At 39.4% G+C, this 16,805-nt stretch carries 14 protein-coding genes; 5 read left to right on the top strand and 9 right to left on the bottom strand.

From position 1 onward, the window contains the following. Window positions 1–336: 336 nt before the first annotated feature. Both V7K69_RS00755 and V7K69_RS00750 read right to left on the bottom strand, forming a co-directional pair. Window positions 337–1,776: an MlaD family protein gene (locus tag V7K69_RS00755; protein WP_335030632.1), complete on the bottom strand. Its 1,440-nt coding sequence runs from the start codon at window positions 1,774–1,776 to the stop codon at window positions 337–339. A 100-nt stretch (window positions 1,777–1,876) separates the two neighbouring features. Beyond that, a complete protein-coding gene (locus tag V7K69_RS00750) occupies window positions 1,877–2,659 on the bottom strand; it encodes an ABC transporter ATP-binding protein (protein WP_335030631.1) in 783 nt (260 codons plus the stop codon). A gap of 623 nt (window positions 2,660–3,282) precedes the next feature. Here V7K69_RS00750 and V7K69_RS00745 point away from each other — a divergent pair. Beyond that, the gene (locus tag V7K69_RS00745) at window positions 3,283–4,326 is read left to right on the top strand and encodes a threonine aldolase family protein (RefSeq protein ID WP_179074972.1); all 1,044 of its coding nucleotides are present in this window, start codon (window positions 3,283–3,285) and stop codon (window positions 4,324–4,326) included. A 193-nt stretch (window positions 4,327–4,519) separates the two neighbouring features. On the opposite strand, the gene V7K69_RS00740 is transcribed toward V7K69_RS00745, so the two are convergent. Both V7K69_RS00740 and V7K69_RS00735 read right to left on the bottom strand, forming a co-directional pair. Further along, window positions 4,520–4,960, bottom strand: coding sequence for a thermonuclease family protein (locus V7K69_RS00740; protein WP_335030630.1), 441 nt, complete (start codon window positions 4,958–4,960; stop codon window positions 4,520–4,522). 82 nt (window positions 4,961–5,042) lie between these two features. Then, a complete protein-coding gene (locus tag V7K69_RS00735) occupies window positions 5,043–5,606 on the bottom strand; it encodes an HD domain-containing protein (protein WP_335030629.1) in 564 nt (187 codons plus the stop codon). A gap of 268 nt (window positions 5,607–5,874) precedes the next feature. On the opposite strand from V7K69_RS00735, the gene V7K69_RS00730 reads away from it, so the two are divergent. Further along, window positions 5,875–6,000, top strand: a complete 126-nt coding sequence (locus tag V7K69_RS00730; RefSeq protein ID WP_335030628.1) for a hypothetical protein — start codon at window positions 5,875–5,877, stop codon at window positions 5,998–6,000. A gap of 89 nt (window positions 6,001–6,089) precedes the next feature. After that, window positions 6,090–8,072: an amylo-alpha-1,6-glucosidase gene (locus V7K69_RS00725; RefSeq protein ID WP_335030627.1), complete on the top strand. Its 1,983-nt coding sequence runs from the start codon at window positions 6,090–6,092 to the stop codon at window positions 8,070–8,072. A 30-nt stretch (window positions 8,073–8,102) separates the two neighbouring features. On the opposite strand, the gene V7K69_RS00720 is transcribed toward V7K69_RS00725, so the two are convergent. Beyond that, entirely contained in the window at window positions 8,103–8,885 is a 783-nt protein-coding gene (locus V7K69_RS00720; RefSeq protein ID WP_335030626.1) for an ATP-grasp domain-containing protein, read from the bottom strand. A gap of 549 nt (window positions 8,886–9,434) precedes the next feature. On the opposite strand from V7K69_RS00720, the gene V7K69_RS00715 reads away from it, so the two are divergent. After that, entirely contained in the window at window positions 9,435–10,868 is a 1,434-nt protein-coding gene (locus V7K69_RS00715) for a sensor histidine kinase (RefSeq protein ID WP_335030625.1), read from the top strand. Window positions 10,869–10,885: 17 nt separating this feature from the next. Here V7K69_RS00715 and V7K69_RS00710 read toward each other — a convergent pair whose 3' ends face one another. From V7K69_RS00710 to V7K69_RS00700, 3 genes are all read right to left on the bottom strand, one after another. Next, a complete protein-coding gene (locus tag V7K69_RS00710) occupies window positions 10,886–11,113 on the bottom strand; it encodes a hypothetical protein (RefSeq protein ID WP_335030624.1) in 228 nt (75 codons plus the stop codon). A 19-nt stretch (window positions 11,114–11,132) separates the two neighbouring features. Then, on the bottom strand, window positions 11,133–13,415 hold the full coding sequence (locus V7K69_RS00705; RefSeq protein ID WP_335030623.1) for a heavy metal translocating P-type ATPase: 2,283 nt from the start codon (window positions 13,413–13,415) through the stop codon (window positions 11,133–11,135). Window positions 13,416–13,562: 147 nt separating this feature from the next. Further along, the gene (locus tag V7K69_RS00700; protein WP_335030622.1) at window positions 13,563–13,760 is read right to left on the bottom strand and encodes a heavy-metal-associated domain-containing protein; all 198 of its coding nucleotides are present in this window, start codon (window positions 13,758–13,760) and stop codon (window positions 13,563–13,565) included. A gap of 257 nt (window positions 13,761–14,017) precedes the next feature. Here V7K69_RS00700 and V7K69_RS00695 point away from each other — a divergent pair, with 257 nt between their 5' ends. Continuing rightward, window positions 14,018–14,152, top strand: coding sequence for an RtcB family protein (locus V7K69_RS00695; protein ID WP_335030621.1), 135 nt, complete (start codon window positions 14,018–14,020; stop codon window positions 14,150–14,152). 1,497 nt (window positions 14,153–15,649) lie between these two features. On the opposite strand, the gene V7K69_RS00690 is transcribed toward V7K69_RS00695, so the two are convergent. Further along, window positions 15,650–16,774, bottom strand: a complete 1,125-nt coding sequence (locus V7K69_RS00690) for a hybrid sensor histidine kinase/response regulator (RefSeq protein WP_335030620.1) — start codon at window positions 16,772–16,774, stop codon at window positions 15,650–15,652. Between the last annotated feature and the right edge of the window lie 31 nt (window positions 16,775–16,805).

Raw genomic sequence — 16,805 nt, 5'->3', positions numbered from 1 at the left:
CAATAGCGCAATACTCAAGTTTAAGTCTGTCCCTCTCCAACTCAGAAAGGGACAGATTTTCCAATATAGTTTTGTTAACCTTTTAATATTTTGAATATCCTACCAACCCCAATAGAGTTCAGATAAGAGCAAAACACTTGTAGAGACGGCGATTTATCGCGTCTCAAAACCCCAAAATTTTTGCCAGTAGTCCTTAAATGAACCGTATTGGGTTCCACTGTTGAACGATTGCGCTAAATTAAACATCTGGTGAAAAAGAATGTAGAGACATTGCAATGCAACATCTCTACAAAAGTTTTAAGTCACGCATCATTAATTTCTGGAGATGTCTATTGCCTATTTTTCCGTCTCCAGTTGCTCTCGTTGCTTACCATACTCCCGCAGCTGTTTTAACAAGACTTCTTGGGATGAATTAGGAATAGATGGACTGGGGGTTGGTTCAAGCTTGATGTCACTACTTTCAAAATTAGCAGGTGAAGGATTAACATCATAGACAGGTAGCGACTTGTCATTAGACATTGCTTGTTGAGTTGGTGCTGGGGTAGGAATTAGATTATTTGGTTTGCTGACAGCAGCTTTGATCGAATCTAGAGTAGTAGCAACTTGTACTTGTTGCTGCATATCTTGTGTAGAAGAGACTAAACCACTTAAACCATTCACCAATTGCCGCAAATTTTTTCGGAAATTAGGATCGCCTGTCAATTCATCTAAATCAGATGTAATTTTTTGGGTATTTTCAAAGGTGACTCGTGCTGAATCTAAAGTTTGTTGCAGCAGCACCGCATTTTTGGGATCATTTAAAGTTTTAGAAGCATCGCGTAAATTAGCTGAGGCTTGCGCTGCATTTGCTGAAAGAGCTTCTAAATTGTTGAGTAATTCTCCTTGAGTCAATCGATTGACAGATGGTGATAGGCTACTGACTGTAACACGTAGTTGGTTGCTGGTTTCGGTGATATTATTTAAAGCGCTAACCAGCGAAGAACGATTTGTTGTCAATAGATTATCCAGATTGTTGAGCAAACGATTTGCTTGAGTTGCAGTTGCACCAAATTTATTTACTGTTTGATTTGCAGATGTATTAAGTTGGTTTGTCGCTCGTTGCACTGAATTAGCAGTGGCTGAAAATGTATTTAATTGTTGTCGCAAGCTTTTAGTCAAACTTTGTAAATCCTGACTTAGCTGGGTAAAACTGGATGCTGCACTTGTGGTAGTTTCTAAAACCCTATTGACATTTCTATAAAATTTGGGGTCATTGTATGATGAGGCTAGATCGGTTGAACTGCGAATTAATTCATCAACACTGATGCCAATCTGACCTTTTAAGCGAGAGCCATTACAGACTATCAGACTGGAATCGCAACTTTTATCTAGGGGTCTAGCAATTACAACCCCAGGAGGTAAAGTTGTTTTTGGTGTAATGTCGATAATACTTTCGCTAATTAATCCACTTTGATTAGCTTCCACCACGACATTCCGGGGGATAATTAAGTCAGTTTGGGCAATTTCAATTTCTATATCAATCGCATTCGCTTTTGGTAGAACTTGAGAAATAGTTCCTACTTTAACACCTCGATAGCGAACTATTGCTCCCTTTTGCATTCCGCCAGCGTTAGCAAATTCTACAATAATTTTGTATGAACGGCCAGCAGCAGTAAATCTATTTAACCACAAAAAGAGTAACCCAAATACTCCTAGTCCTACCAGGAGCAACAACCCCACAGAGCCTTCTCTAAATGTTCGCCCAGACGCGAAGCGGCTTGTCATAAGACCTCGCATATTTTTCCTCTACCCAATAATTAGTTATGAGTTGGGAGTTATGAGTTATGAATTGAATTTAACTCTCATTCCTCACTTTTCACTCCTCACTTTTCACTTTTCAACCGACGACTTGAATCGGCCCTTGCACGCTTCCACTCATAAATTGTTTGATCAAGGGATTTTCTGTGTTGTATATCTCACTAACTGTACCCTGCCACTGCACTCTACCTTCATAGAGAAATATAAGTCTATCAGCTGTACGGCGAATAGTACTGTCTTGATGGGTAACAACAGCATAAGTACTACAAACTCCATGCAAACATTGCAAATAGCGGATTAAATCTTCGATTACAGTTGAGGCAATAGGATCGAGTCCGGCTGTTGGTTCATCGTATAATAGAACCTCTGGGCCTTCTGAGGGATTATCGGGGTTAGACATGATTGCACGGGCAAAACTTACCCGTTTTCGCATTCCCCCGGAAAGTTCGGCTGGGTAAAGGTGGCTTATTGATGGCAAACCGACCATCTCCAATTTTTCTTTTACCAAATCTCGAATGCGCGATCGCGACAGCTTTGAATTTTGATAAAGTAAAAATCCCACATTCTCCTCCACCGTCAGCGAATCAAATAGCGCCGCCTGTTGAAACACCATACCAATGCCAACTGGCTGTCCACCATCCTCAATCAAACCGTCCCGCCGCACTCCTTGCACATAAATTTCTCCTTCATCAGGAGCAAGTAACCCCGCCATCACCCGTAGAATTGTTGATTTACCAGTCCCTGATGGCCCAATAATCCCTAGTGCTTCTCCCCGGTAAATGGTCAAGTCTACATTATCTAGAACTTTATGGCTACCAAAGGACTTAGAAACACCTTTTAGTTCAATCAATGGTTCAGTCATTAGTTATTAGTCATTAGTCATTGGTGAGCCGGTGCCTTGGGCAGGTTCCCCAATTTGTACCCTTACAAGGAAGCAAGCTACTGGCAGGGCATTGTATAGTACATTATAAGTATATGATTGTCATTCTAATTAGCAAACTTTATTTTTCTAGCATAACATTTACTTATTTACCATTTTCAATGTCCCAAAATCTTCTCAACCCAAAACTCAGGAATACACCGTAGTAACTTAATATCTCAGTAAAGGAAAACTAAGACTCCAGCTTTCTGTGGAAATTAGCAAATCCATTTAATAGTATATTCATCCTATTAGAGGCTATAACTAATCAAACAAAAGCCAAGAAATAATTAACCGTTTAATGTAAGATATAGCAATTTTATTTTTGCAAATAAAATTCTGCGAACTACTAACTTATCTTAAAAACTAGGCTGATAGTTATTTCAAATTAATTTACGATTGGTCTAAAAATCTTTAATTGATTACCATCTGAAGTTATTGCCATGAGCAGAGTTATTATCTAATTTTAGATAATAATAATATTTTTTCTAAATCTTGTAGTTGTCAACTACAAAAATAATTTACTAATATTGTAATAATTACTAAGAAAAATCAAAGTAGAGATTATGAGTAGCAATTTAGAACAGTTTGCAAGTGATAATTCTTCTGGTATTTGTCCAGAAGCACTGGAATATATGATTAGAGCAAATCAGGGTAGTGTTCCAGCTTATGGGAATGATGAATGGACTCAAAAAGCAACAGATTATTTTCGAGAACTCTTTGAAATTGATTGTGAAGTATTTTTCACCTTTAATGGTACAGCCGCAAATTCTTTATCTTTAGCTGCCCTTTGCCAGTCATATCACAGCGTGATTTGCCATGAAACATCTCATATAGAAACAGATGAATGTGGCGCACCTGAATTTGCATCTAATGGTTCTAAACTTTTACTCGCTCAAGGGAAAAATGGCAAGTTAACATCAGAATCTATAGAGGCAATTGTCACTAGACGCACTGATATTCATTATCCAAAGCCTAAAGTTATTAGTATTACCCAATCAACTGAATTAGGAACTTTATATTCTATTGAAGAGCTTCTAAAAATCAAAGAAGTGGCGAAAAAGTATAATTTAAAAATTCACATGGATGGCGCTCGTTTTGCAAATGCAGTTGCCGCTATGAATAAAAGCCCTGCTGAAATTACTTGGAAAACTGGAGTAGATGTATTATGCTTTTGTGGTACTAAGAATGGAATGGCATTAGGTGAAGCAATTCTTTTCTTCAACAAAGAGTTAGCAGAAGATTTTGATTATCGATGCAAGCAAGCAGGTCAGTTAGCTTCAAAAATGCGGTTTATTTCTGCTCCCTGGTTGGGTTTATTAGAAACAGGTGCTTGGCTAAAAAATGCCAGACATGCTAATCAATGTGCTGAATATTTGGAAAATCAACTGTTAAATATAGAAGGCGTTGACTTGATGTTTCCCAGAGAAGCCAACGCCGTATTTGTGAAATTACCTGAACAAGTCATTCACACCTTAAAAGCAAATAACTGGCAGTTTTATACATTTATCGGTGTGGGAGGAGTACGTTTTATGTGTTCTTGGAACACTACACAATCAAGGATTGATGAATTGATTGATGATATTAAAAAAGCAATCATAGCTATCTGATTGGTAAAAATTGGTGTTATCTAGTGGTTTATCGCAAAAGTTTTTAGTGGTTTGTAGTCAGCACTTTAGTGCTTGAATATTTGAGGACTAAAGTCCTCACTACAAACGTATTTACCAATCATAACTAATGCGATAGACCACTAGATATCTGATATCAATTACATCTGAGGTTGCTCCCAAACAACCGATGATATTACTTGTTATGAAACTTTAATTGCATCTTTGATTGCTGCCACAATCCCAGATGCTTATTTTTAGCATTAGCTTCTGCAATTAAATATTGGGTTTTGCTTTCGTAGCAATTTTGTAAAGATTCTCTGTCAACGACAGCATTACCTGACTCTACCAAAAGGAGATTTACTGATCGATTATCTACAAAAACTTCACCAACTGTACGACCATTTTCGAGTTGTTCTATACTTCTAATTACAACAGGAGTTTTAGGTGGTAGTAGCTGTTTTAATCTTTGTGTTGCTGCCAACGTATACGCCTGTCCAGCCGCCTTTGGTGAATTAATACACGCTAGCTTGACTGGAATTGTTTGTCCGGCATTATTTTTAACCAAAATTGTGTTTCCGTCTGTAACACCAACTACTGTAGCTAGCACCAACATTAGTTCAAGTAATTCCATCATTTTGTATGTAAGAATTTATGTATGAATATCATGTTATTGCAGTGCTTAGGTGGCTAGTGTGATTTGACTCACAAAATACTATTTACTTGATAAATGCTTTGTAATCTTCAATTAACTTTGCCAAGCGGGAAGCAAGAAATGGACTTGCATCCTGCAAAGCTTCATGAATTTGAATACCTTCTTCTCGATATTGAATAATTTTGTCTTGAGTCCAATAATGTGGTGGTGCTTGCAGGTTAGTGATTCTATCCGCTAATTTCACCATCCATATTTCTTTTGGTTGCTTTTTTATCCTTTGTAAACTATCTGCCATTTGGAGATTTTTTGCAAAATTTTCATCTTTAGTCAGTGCAAGTACACCATTAGCAACTGATTCACCAAATTCGGTTCTGATTTCCTCAAATGTTGTATTAGTATCTTCGATTGTGTCATGCAAAATAGCACATTGAATAGCAAGATTTCCATCATTTTCTGTTTCCACACTTAGGGCTGCAATTACTTCCATACTTACAAGATTCAAGTGCATGAGGTAAGGTATTTCTGAACCTGCCATTTTTTGACCTTGATGTGCGTATGCTGCTTTTTTTAAAGCTTTAATATAAGTTTCTTGTGACCAGTTTTTTGGGCTGAGTTGATATTTTTCCATTTATCGATTTTTCTAATGAAGTGATGGAATACTGTATCTCATAATCCTAATTTAGAATCACCGTAGCAGAAGAAGCGCTTGACTTCAGTCTGCTCTATTTACGATGATGTGGTTAAGTTTATTTATATCTAATTACTTACAAACTGAAAATTATAGTAGTTTTTTTAGCAAATGTATAAATGGTCTGGAAATATTCCGGCATCTGCTGCATCTTCGTAGGTATCAGGTAATATAACTACAAGCGATCGCAGTTAGACACCAAACAACAGTGCGAGAAAGTCTCAGAGGAGCGATCGCTATTTTAGCTTCTACTTGCAGAAATGTCTTACCAAGGATACCTGTATTTGATATTACTCAAGACGATGTATTTTATTTAACCGCGATCGCCAGTTAAGATTTTAGAACTCTTTATACCATTCTCAGCACACTAGAGGATTCATAATCCATAATCCAAATATTGATCCCAAGAAAAAGTGTTGACTTATGTGTATAGAATTTGGGCGGGAAATCTGCGGCAATCTTGACACGGCAGAGTCACGCGAATGGTTAGTTACTAACGGTATTGGTGGTTACGCTTCTGGAACTGTGGCTGGTTTATTGACGCGCCGCTATCACGGATTACTGGTAGCAGCATTGAAACCACCTTTAGGTCGTACCTTACTGCTGGCAAAACTAGATGAAACTATCCTGTATGACAATCGCTCTTATTCTCTAGATACCAATCGTTGGGTTGATGAGACTGTCAGCCCTCACGGTTATCAAAATATTGAACGTTTTTCTCTAGAAGGTACAATTCCCTTATGGCGTTTTGCTGTTGCCGATGCCTTGTTAGAAAAACGGGTGTGGATGCAACAAGGTGTTAATACAACTTATGTGCAATATACTCTGCGTCGTGCCACGCAACCTCTGAAGTTGACCCTCAAAGCAATGGTCAACTACCGCGATTATCACAGCGACACCCAAAGTAATGGTTGGAAGATGTCTATTGAGCAGGTGGAACAGGGGATTTGTGTAACTGCTTATCCGGGTGCTGTACCACTGTATCTACTGAGTGATAGCGGTAGTGCATCTGTTGTCCACGATTGGTATTATGGCTTTGACTTGGCTGTTGAACGCTATCGGGGATTGAGAGATAGAGAAGACCATCTCCACGCTGCGACTTTTGAGGTTACACTAAATCCTGGGGAAGCGATCGCTTATGTAGCTAGCACAGAAAAGCAAGCAAATCTCAATGCCGAAGCTGCACTTAAGTTACGTCGCGCTCAAGAGCAGAAGCTAACAGGAATTTGGAAAACTAATCAACCCCTCAAGACCAAGGAATCACCTATCTGGATCAAGCAACTAATACTAGCTGCTGACCAGTTTATTGTTGACCGTCCAATGCCAGAAGACCCCTACGGTAAGACTATCATCGCTGGTTATCACTGGTTTAGCGACTGGGGACGCGACACCATGATTAGTCTACCTGGTTTGACAATTTCCACTGGTCGTCCAGAGGTAGCACGCTCAATTCTTCGCACCTTTGCTAGATACGTAGACCAAGGAATGCTGCCTAATCGCTTTCCTGATGCAGGCGAGCAACCAGAATATAATACAGTCGATGCCACTCTCTGGTACTTTGAAGCAGTTCGCGCCTACTACAGCGCTACGGATGATGATACTTTGCTTGGTGAACTCTTTCCCATACTTGCAGACATCATTGATTGGCACTGTCGCGGTACACGCTACAACATCCATCTCGATGCGGCCGATGGCTTACTTTTTGCAGGCGTTACAGGTGTACAACTGACCTGGATGGATGCCAAAGTTGACGATTGGGTAGTTACGCCCCGAATTGGCAAACCAATTGAAGTTAATGCCCTCTGGTATAATGCTTTACGGACAATGGCAAAGTTTGCCCGTCACCTTGGTAAACCACACCAAGAATATGAGGCAATGGCAGACCGGGCTAAGTATAGATTTTCTCGATTCTGGAATGAAGAGACAGGTTATTGCTATGACGTTCTAGACAGTCCTGATGGTGATGATGCAGCATTGCGACCTAACCAAATATTTGCCGTTTCATTGCCAGAAAGCCCATTAACACCTGCCCAGCAAAGGAGTGTAGTGGAAGTTTGTGGGCGATCGCTGCTAACTTCTCATGGGTTGCGATCGCTTACTCCTAACCATCCTCAATACCAGGGTAAATACGGTGGCAATCAGTATCAACGCGATGGGGCTTACCACCAGGGGACAGTTTGGGGTTGGTTATTGGGGCCATTCGTTCTAGCACACCTGCGCGTCTACAAAAACCCTGAGCAGGCTCGTCAATTTTTAGAACCAATAGCTAATCATCTTACTACACACGGTGTTGGTAGTCTCAGCGAAATTTTTGATGGTGATGCTCCGATGACTGCACGGGGATGTATTGCCCAAGCGTGGACAGTGGCAGAGGTTTTACGCGCTTGGTTTGCAACAGAGAGTTGATGCAGGGAATAACTATCGACTGCTTACCTATCACCCCAACCAAAGTTGAGCGAAACGTTCAGCCGTCCATCCTACTATATCTGATACCTGCCCATCACCAATTTCTACGATCCGCTTAGTACCGTCTCTACGCTCTATTACATCCACAGAAAAAAATTGGCTTCCAATCCGCTTTGCACACTCTTCAACAATCTCTGGAACTTCTTCATCTGGTAAAGGGGCAAAAGCTTTACCAGATAAAACAAAGTAACGCCTCTCTGTTTCGGGAATAAAATCTTCAATCCGCCGCACACAAATACCTCCCTCAATACTGCCTCGAAACTTCTGCATTTCAGACACCAGTGTTCCTATTTCCGAAGGTTTATTAATTATGGAACCAACTGAGGTTTTGAGAGATTTAACGTAATCTTTGATAAAAAATCCGTTCCAAGCAAGTCTGTTCAACTCATTCTCTAAATCATCATCAACAGAATAGAATTTAGTCTCTGGAGTTAAATCGGCAATCAGAGGATACCAGTTAGGAAGATAGTGTGTGGCTAAATACTCAGCTTTAGAAGTCAAGAGACTTGCCCCTGTGCTACGCACGACTCCAACTAATAACTCATAATCAGAGGGTGAGATTATCCAACCACGATAGACCACTTTTGAATCGGGATAGGGGACTGGAATAATCTTTGATGAATCAGATGCCAGCAACTCTAAAGAAACAACAGAAGTTGCAAATCCTGCATCTTGCATACAAGCAACTTGTTCCAGGTATGCTGCATCCGCTTTCTTGGGATTAAAGTAGTCACTAGGAAAAAGAAATCTCATAATACTTCAACTTAATGTAAAGCTAATTTGTTATTATGGAAAAAATCACTGTATATCCACTGATATCAATAATTTTTTCCTATTATGTCTATTAAACAGCAAGAGCTACTTTCAAGCATTGTAGTTAAAAACTAATACAAGGAAAAAACATCCAAAAGTAGAAAATTTTCAGGTAATTCTCATCGAAAATTAATTTAATTAACAGTAAATTAATTTAATTTATTATTAGAGAAGGATTTGCAGGTTTGAGAGGGTGATTAAAGAAAAAATTTTCGCAATCTTTCTGGAATGGCTGCACTTTTCACTGTAGGTATGCAATATAGCTAAGTTAAAACCCAATACGGTTCAGTTAAGGGCTACTGGCAAAAATTTTGGGTTTTTGAGACGCGATAAATCGCCGTCTCTACAAGTCTTTTGGTTTTATCTGAACTGTATTGAGTTAAAAACAGGTATAACTAGAAATTTATCGGTTAATAGTAACTTTACATATAGCATTCTGATTTTTTTATTAAAATAGCTTTACTCAACACCTAAAACGCACCCATAAAAGTGAATCAAATCAGAAAAGTTTGGATAAATATAGACCCATTTTCCTTACAGTCACGCCTCACAATTGGTATTGCTGCATTCTCAGCTTTGGTATTAGGTAGCCTCACTACATGGACTAGTTGGAAAATGCAGCAAATCTTAGTTGATAGTCATAAGTATAATATAGAACAAATCGCCAAGCGTTTGCCGCAAGATGTGCAAATTTATAGTGAAATGATGCAACCTGAAACCGGGTTGCAAAAGGCGATTAATAACTTGGCAAATACCAACATATTATTATGGTTAAAAAGTCCTGATAATAAAATTTTAGTAAAATCTGCCACTTTAGATTTAGTATCTGATACTAAAGTAGCTGAGTTAATGTCTTTAACTAAGATGCCAATTAAACCACAAGTTTACAAAGTCAACGAGAGCTATTTTGTTTTATGTGGTAGTTCTGTACAAGTGCAGGGTAAGTTATTGGGTGAGTTGTTTGTAGTCAAAGATATTACCCGCGAGCAAAAAATGTTTCTGGGAATGGTGCAGAGTTTAACTATTATTAGTATTTTGGCAATTATTATTTTAACTGCTGCGATCGCATTTTACATCCAGCGTTCTCTGCAACCCCTACGCCAGCTAAATCAAATGGCTTCTGTGATTTCGGCTGAAGATTTAGGACAATCGCAGCTATCGGTTGAAAATGCACCCAGCGAAGTTAAAAAATTAGCTCAAACTTTAACTATGCTGTTATCGCGCCTCTCTCAATCTTGGAAACAAGAACGAGAATTTGTGAGTAATGTTTCTCATGAATTACGCACACCTTTAACCATTGTACATGGTTACTTGCAAAGCGTCTTACGAAGGCAAAATAATTTAACACAAACCCAACAAGAAGCTTTAGAAACTGCGGCATCGGAAGCTGAACGCACTATCCGTCTGCTACAAGATTTACTTGATTTAGCACGAGCTGATAATGGTTACTTATATTTTCAAATGAAATCTTATGTGCTAAATGATTTGGTTGAAGAAGTGGTGATGATGGCGAAAAAATATAGCGATCGCATAATTCAAATAGAGTCAAAAGTTGATCGAATTGAGGTGAAAGCAGATTACAGTCGCCTCAAACAAGTATTATTGAATTTGATTGATAATGCCATTAAGTATTCTGAAGCTGATACACCCATAGTTTTGAAATTAAATCAACTTCAAGATAAAGCAATTCTCGAAGTTTGCGATCGAGGCTATGGAATTCCTTTGCAACAGCAAGCACGGATATTTGAAAGATTTTACCGCGTAGATGAATCCCGCTCTCATACTACCGGTGGTTGTGGTTTGGGTTTATCTATTGTTAAGACACTTGTAGAAGGTATGGGGGGTAGTGTCAGTGTCCAATCAAAGTTAGGGGAAGGGAGTACATTTACAATTAGTTTACCGACATATAGCAGTGCTATCTGAATTTTTAAAACATCCTCTCAAGAATCAGAACTTTTATAGAGGAGAAACCACCACAACTCTAGTCCAATCAAGGCTAAACCACCGATCGCAACACCAAATTTCAAGCCCAAAGGTTGCTCTATGTGGTTAAATTGACCATTTTGCTCTGACGAGTGGGCTGGCATTTCTGCTAATGTTATACTTGGTGTCCCAGTGAGAAGCGCTAAAGGTATAAGGCTTCCCCAAAGCATTTTTTTACTGAACATTTTCTAAATTAACCTGCAATTATGAGATAGCTTTTGGTTGAAAGTTACGTAATCTGAGGGCATTGCTAACAACAGATAGCGACGAAAGAGCCATCGCAGCCCCGGCGATAATTGGATTGAGTAACCAACCAAATATTGGGAACAAAATTCCAGCCGCAATGGGAATACCAATAACGTTGTAAATAAAGGCAAAGAAGAGATTTTGCCTGATATTGTTGATGGTGGCATGGCTGAGTTGAATTGCTGTGACAATTCCTTGCAAATCTCCAGAAATTAGGGTGATATCGCTAGCTGCGATCGCAACATCTGTTCCCGTACCAATAGCAATTCCCACATCAGCCTGTGCTAGGGCTGGCGCATCATTTATCCCATCACCCACCATCGCCACAATTTTAGATTTTGAATTGGGTAATCTCTCTATCTCCCCTTGTAGAGATTGGATAATCGCCGCCTTTTGATCTGGACGCACTTCGGCAAAGATTCGCTCAATGCCAACTTCTGCTGCGATCGCATCAGCCGTTTTCCGATTGTCTCCAGTCAGCATTACTACTTCTAAACCTAACTTCTGTAAAGCTTTCACCACCGCTTTTGATGAAGGTTTCAGGGCATCGGCAATACCCATTATTCCTTGTAGTTCGCCATCTACAGCAATCAAAATGACTGTTTTACCAGCAGTTTCCCAGGCATCTTTATACTGCTGAAGAATCATGGTGTTAATTCCAAGTTCTATTAACCAGCGTTGTGTACCAATTTGCACAAGCTGATTTGAAACAACTGCTTGGACACCACTACCTGCATTAGCCTGAAAGTTCTGTACCTCTGTTAAACTCACCTCTTGAGACTGGGCATATTTCACCACAGCTTCAGCTAAAGGATGCTCAGAATTCCGTTCCACCGTTGCTGCTAACTGTAAAAGCTTGATTTCATTCCCATTAGCTGTACCGTTAACAGTCACAAAGTCTGTAACTGTTGGTTTCCCCTGAGTCAAAGTACCGGTTTTATCTAAAACGATGGTTTGAATTTTGTGTGCTAGTTCTAAGCTATCTGCACCCTTAATCAAGATGCCATTTTCTGCACCTTTCCCTGTCCCCACCATGACAGAAGTGGGAGTGGCTAAACCCAAAGCACAAGGACAAGCGATAATTAGTACACCCACCGTTGTCATTGTTGCGAGGGTGACGTTGCCAGTGAAATTAAACCAAATGACGAAAGTGGCGATCGCAACGGCAATCACAGCTGGTACAAACCATCCTGTAACTTGATCTGCCAAGCGCTGAATTGGTGCTTTAGAACCTTGGGCTTGTTGCACTAATTTAACGATTTGAGCTAAAAACGTATCATTTCCAACTCGTGTCACCCGAAACTGAAACGCACCTGCACCGTTAATCGTCGCCCCAATCACCTCATCCCCTGGCTGCTTTTTGACTGGCAAACTTTCACCAGTTACCATCGCTTCATCTACTGTCGAATCGCCTGCAATCACTTCGCCATCGACTGGAATCTTTTCACCAGGACGTACCAAAATCACATCGTTGATTCTGACTTCAGCAATGGGAACATCAATTTCTCTACCATCACGGATAATTCTGGCATCTCTAGCTTGCAATCCGATCAGTTTGCGGATGGCTTCAGAAGTTTGTCCCCTAGCGCGATTTTCCAATAACCGCCCCAATAAAATTAAGGTAATAACAATGGCTGCAACTTCATAATAAACATGAGGTATCAAGCCCTGAACAATAAAAAATTTCGGGAAAACAGTCACAAACAAAGAATATATATACGCTGCACTTGTACCCAAAGCAATCAGCGTGTCCATTGTTGCCGTATGGCGCTTGAGGGTTTTCCAGCCATTGCGGTAAAAAGATCCACCACACCAGAAAATGACAGGTGTTGTCAGTCCTAACTGTACCCAAGGATTTTGCAAGAAACTAGGAATTAAGGGGAAGTTTAGCCCAGTCATCATAGGTAACGACCCCAAAAAGAGGAAAATGCTGATTACACCTCCCACAATTACCTTGAGGAAAAGTTCGCGTTGTAATGCTTGCCTACTCGCAATCTCTGTATCATCTTCTTCAGAGAGCAATTCTTCTTGGAGTGAATAGGAAGAATATCCCGCAGATGCGATCGCACTTTGGATTTTCTCTAAACTTGCTACAGAGCGATCGTACCTGATGGCAGCTTGTTCTGCTCCAAAGTTAACGTTACAGTCAATTACCCCAGGAACAGAGCGAATTGCCTTTTCGATGTTGTTGGCGCAACCAGCGCAACTCATGCCTCGAAGTTTGAGTGTGAGAGTATCCATAGCTAGATGAACCGAACCCCTGTGATTGATGTGGGAGGATCTGAAAGTAATTCGTAATTAAATTATTTGGGGATTTAAACCCCAACAGGTAAATACCGCCAACAATTACGAATTACGTTAGCGTAGCGGGGCGAAGCCCATTACGAATTAGCTAGCAACTGGATAGCCAGCAGCAGCCAACGCTTCCTTAATTTCTGTTTCTGATGCTTGAGTTTCTACACTGACAAGCTTGGTTGTTGGATCAGCCTGAACGCTTGCATTAGCATCGACTGCTTGAAGTGTTTTGGTGATGGTGCTTGCACAAACAGAACAAGACATATTGGGAACTGTGAGTTGGAGAGTCATAGATTTACGGGATAAAAATGAACAACCTAGCCAAACCAAGTTGGATGACTGAGGGATAATCGTCAACAATCAGAAATTTCTGGTTGAGAGTCCCCTTGAATTCATACTAGACTCTCTAGCCGACTGGAGAGTCTAGAGAATTTTAAAAGTTTTTAGCTAAAGTTCAATTTTCTTTACAGATGTAGTATGTAACTAGACAAAAATACAAAATACTACAAAACACTTGTTTTCCAATGCAAGTGTGAGACTGCATTACCTTGCCTGAAGAACGCCGCATTGAAGAAGCACCAGCCGCCTACAAACCTATTCAGTCTGTAATTGATGTGCAGGTTGAAGCAGAAATGGTGGACGTTGTGGCGCGATTGAGTCCGGTTTTGACGTTTAAAGCGTAGCCTCTAAATAAAAAGCCCCTGGTCAACGCCAGGGGTATCCATCTTTATTCCCTAATATCAGAATCACATCTGTGAAGCTCTAACGAATCCGTACAAATGCACTTAACGCATATTTTTGATGATTATTTTGCAATTAATTAATTGGATGGAATTTACCCAGTGTCATCAATAGTACGGTGTACACACAAGTTAGATCCAGTTTTAGTTTTATCCCAATAAGCTAGAAAGCCCTCATGTAGAGACGCGATAAATCGCGTCTAAAAGACTGATCATTGTATAAAAATATCGCCTATCAATTTACTTATACTCTTACCAAAGTCTATTTTTTACTTATAAGTTTTCAAAAAAAGACCCTGGAAGAGTATCCAGGGTGCATACACCTTTTTCAGGCATTAACAGGCTGAATAATAACTTTGTAAAATAGTTATTTCTACTATCTATAGAATGATACAAATATTGATCTATATATGGTAATAATGGTTTTTTGTTGCTTATTCTATTGATATATAGTATTTAATAAGACTAACAGGCATATTTTGATGAGCTTTTCTATTTCGTTAGGATAGTGTTAAACATTGTTTGGCATGATAGGGATAAATTATTAATAGGAAGTTAGAGGAGAGTTTGGAAGTAATTTTTGATTAATACTCATACATCAAGTACGAATTTTAGGGTCAATATCCTGCGAGTCCTCCGTTGAAGAACTTGTAGATCCTCGCCTATGCCTGAGAGAGGATGTACGATAGCATATATTAGCTATTTTTTGCCTCACTAACTTGAAATATATTGTATGTTTCAGTTGGTAAGTGTCAGTCACAAAAAAGGCATGGCTTTTAGCCATGCCCTATGTATACCAAGTGTTTACCATACCTTGCTAATTTATAATTACTTTGATTTCAGTTCATCTGTCTAGAGTGTGTTGACAGACTCTAATGATAGGCATGAAAAAGGTTTAGCACTTAGCTAAACCTTAATTGAAAGCAGTTATTCGACACACCAAAATTAATTTAGAGCTACTCTGAATTCTGGTCATCTTCCTCTAGTATAGGACTCATATATGATTACAAATATACGTAGGGTGTGTTAGCCTTTGGCGTAACGCACCGCCCAAAGGTTTAGGTGCGTTAGGCTACGCCATAACACACCCTACATACTACTTAGATTTTTTCAGAAATCAAATCATAGTCCTATATGTGTACAATAATTATAAAATCTGGTATATAACTCTATTGATAATATGTGAATTAGTTCAACACCCTTTAGATTTGATTACAGATAAAATTAATAGGTATTAATGGTCTAATTTAACAAAGCTTAAACAAAATCATTCTCAAGCTTTTGGTTGCATTAAACTCAATACGGTTCAGTTAAGAAGAATAGTAGTGGTCTCTCACATTAATTCTGATAGCTGAATCAAATTTCAATTTACTTTCTTTCTTTACGATCTTAGCTTTGTAAAAATTAGCAATCCAGCAGAAAAATGTCCCTGTGAAGAAGTTAAATGTTCTTCGGTATTTGTACAGTGAACAAAGTACCTTTACCTACTTCAGAAGTAACCTGGATAGTTCCTGCGTGCCCTTCTACAATCCTGTGGGATAAATGTAGCCCTAAGCCACTACCTGAACGTTTATGTTTGCCTTGGCGAAATCGCTCGAAAATTGTTGCCTGATCTTCGGGTGCAATTCCATATCCTGTATCTTGTACCTCAATTGTTACCGAATCTTGATTTCCTGGAAGAGGTGATGTTTCAAAAATACGGATTGTGATCCCTCCTGTATCCGTAAATTTAATGGCATTGGCGATCAAATTGTTTAGCACTCGGCGTAGTTCCAAGCGATCGCCCATAATAATCCCAGCATTATTACCCAATGGCTCTAATTTACTGGTGTCTATTGTCAGGATCAAACCTTTTTCATTAGTTAGAGGGCTTAGTTCGCTCACCACTTCTTCAGATATCTCACGTAAATTGCATACTTCCCAATTCAACGTTTTTTTACCTGCCTCGAAGCGATAAACTTCTAGGAGAGTGTTCACCATTTCCATCAAATTTTGGTTACTGCGAATCATAACTGCGATCGCCTGTTTCATTTCCGGCGAGATTTTGCAGAATGTTTCCATCTCAAACAAATTCAACATCCGATCGGCAGCTACTAAAGGAGTTCGCAAATCATGAGTCAGACGGGAAACAAAGTCTTCCCGTTGGCGGGCCATTTTTTGTTGTTCGTCCAGACTCTGCTTGAGACGTAATAGCGATCGCACTCTTGCCAATAGTTCATCGGTATCAAATGGTTTACGAATAAAATCGTCAGCGCCAGCATCCAAACCTTCAACAACGCTAGATTCATGAAAAGCAGTAATCAGCAGAATTGGAATATAACTAATTGCTGGGTTATTCCGAATCCGACGCGTGACTTCATAACCATCAATCCCCGGCATCATTACATCTAACAAAATCAGATCGGGTGGAGATTTTTCAACTTGCCTCAAAGCTTTTATTCCATCTGAAACCAAATCAATTTCATATCCCTCACTTTCTAAAATCGCTTGAACCAAAATAAGATTATCTGGAGTGTCATCAACTGCGAGAATACGATAAATTTTATTATTTTCGACTACAGACATAATTTATAAATTTCTCTCAGTGTTTGGGAAG

Origin of the sequence: Nostoc sp., assembly GCF_036917775.1 — a bacterium.
Taxonomy (GTDB): domain Bacteria; phylum Cyanobacteriota; class Cyanobacteriia; order Cyanobacteriales; family Nostocaceae; genus Nostoc.
This window is presented reverse-complemented; position numbering and strand designations above follow the sequence as displayed.

Excerpts from the sequence above, each read along its gene's own strand:
- V7K69_RS00755 (WP_335030632.1), bottom strand. The coding sequence starts at position 1,776 with ATGCGAGGTCTTATGACAAGCCGCTTCGCGTCTGGGCGAACATTTAGA.
- V7K69_RS00750 (WP_335030631.1), bottom strand. The coding sequence starts at position 2,659 with ATGACTGAACCATTGATTGAACTAAAAGGTGTTTCTAAGTCCTTTGGT.
- V7K69_RS00745 (WP_179074972.1), top strand. The coding sequence starts at position 3,283 with ATGAGTAGCAATTTAGAACAGTTTGCAAGTGATAATTCTTCTGGTATT.
- V7K69_RS00740 (WP_335030630.1), bottom strand. The coding sequence starts at position 4,960 with ATGATGGAATTACTTGAACTAATGTTGGTGCTAGCTACAGTAGTTGGT.
- V7K69_RS00735 (WP_335030629.1), bottom strand. The coding sequence starts at position 5,606 with ATGGAAAAATATCAACTCAGCCCAAAAAACTGGTCACAAGAAACTTAT.
- V7K69_RS00725 (WP_335030627.1), top strand. The coding sequence starts at position 6,090 with ATGTGTATAGAATTTGGGCGGGAAATCTGCGGCAATCTTGACACGGCA.
- V7K69_RS00720 (WP_335030626.1), bottom strand. The coding sequence starts at position 8,885 with ATGAGATTTCTTTTTCCTAGTGACTACTTTAATCCCAAGAAAGCGGAT.
- V7K69_RS00710 (WP_335030624.1), bottom strand. The coding sequence starts at position 11,113 with ATGTTCAGTAAAAAAATGCTTTGGGGAAGCCTTATACCTTTAGCGCTT.
- V7K69_RS00705 (WP_335030623.1), bottom strand. The coding sequence starts at position 13,415 with ATGGATACTCTCACACTCAAACTTCGAGGCATGAGTTGCGCTGGTTGC.
- V7K69_RS00700 (WP_335030622.1), bottom strand. The coding sequence starts at position 13,760 with ATGACTCTCCAACTCACAGTTCCCAATATGTCTTGTTCTGTTTGTGCA.
- V7K69_RS00690 (WP_335030620.1), bottom strand. The coding sequence starts at position 16,774 with ATGTCTGTAGTCGAAAATAATAAAATTTATCGTATTCTCGCAGTTGAT.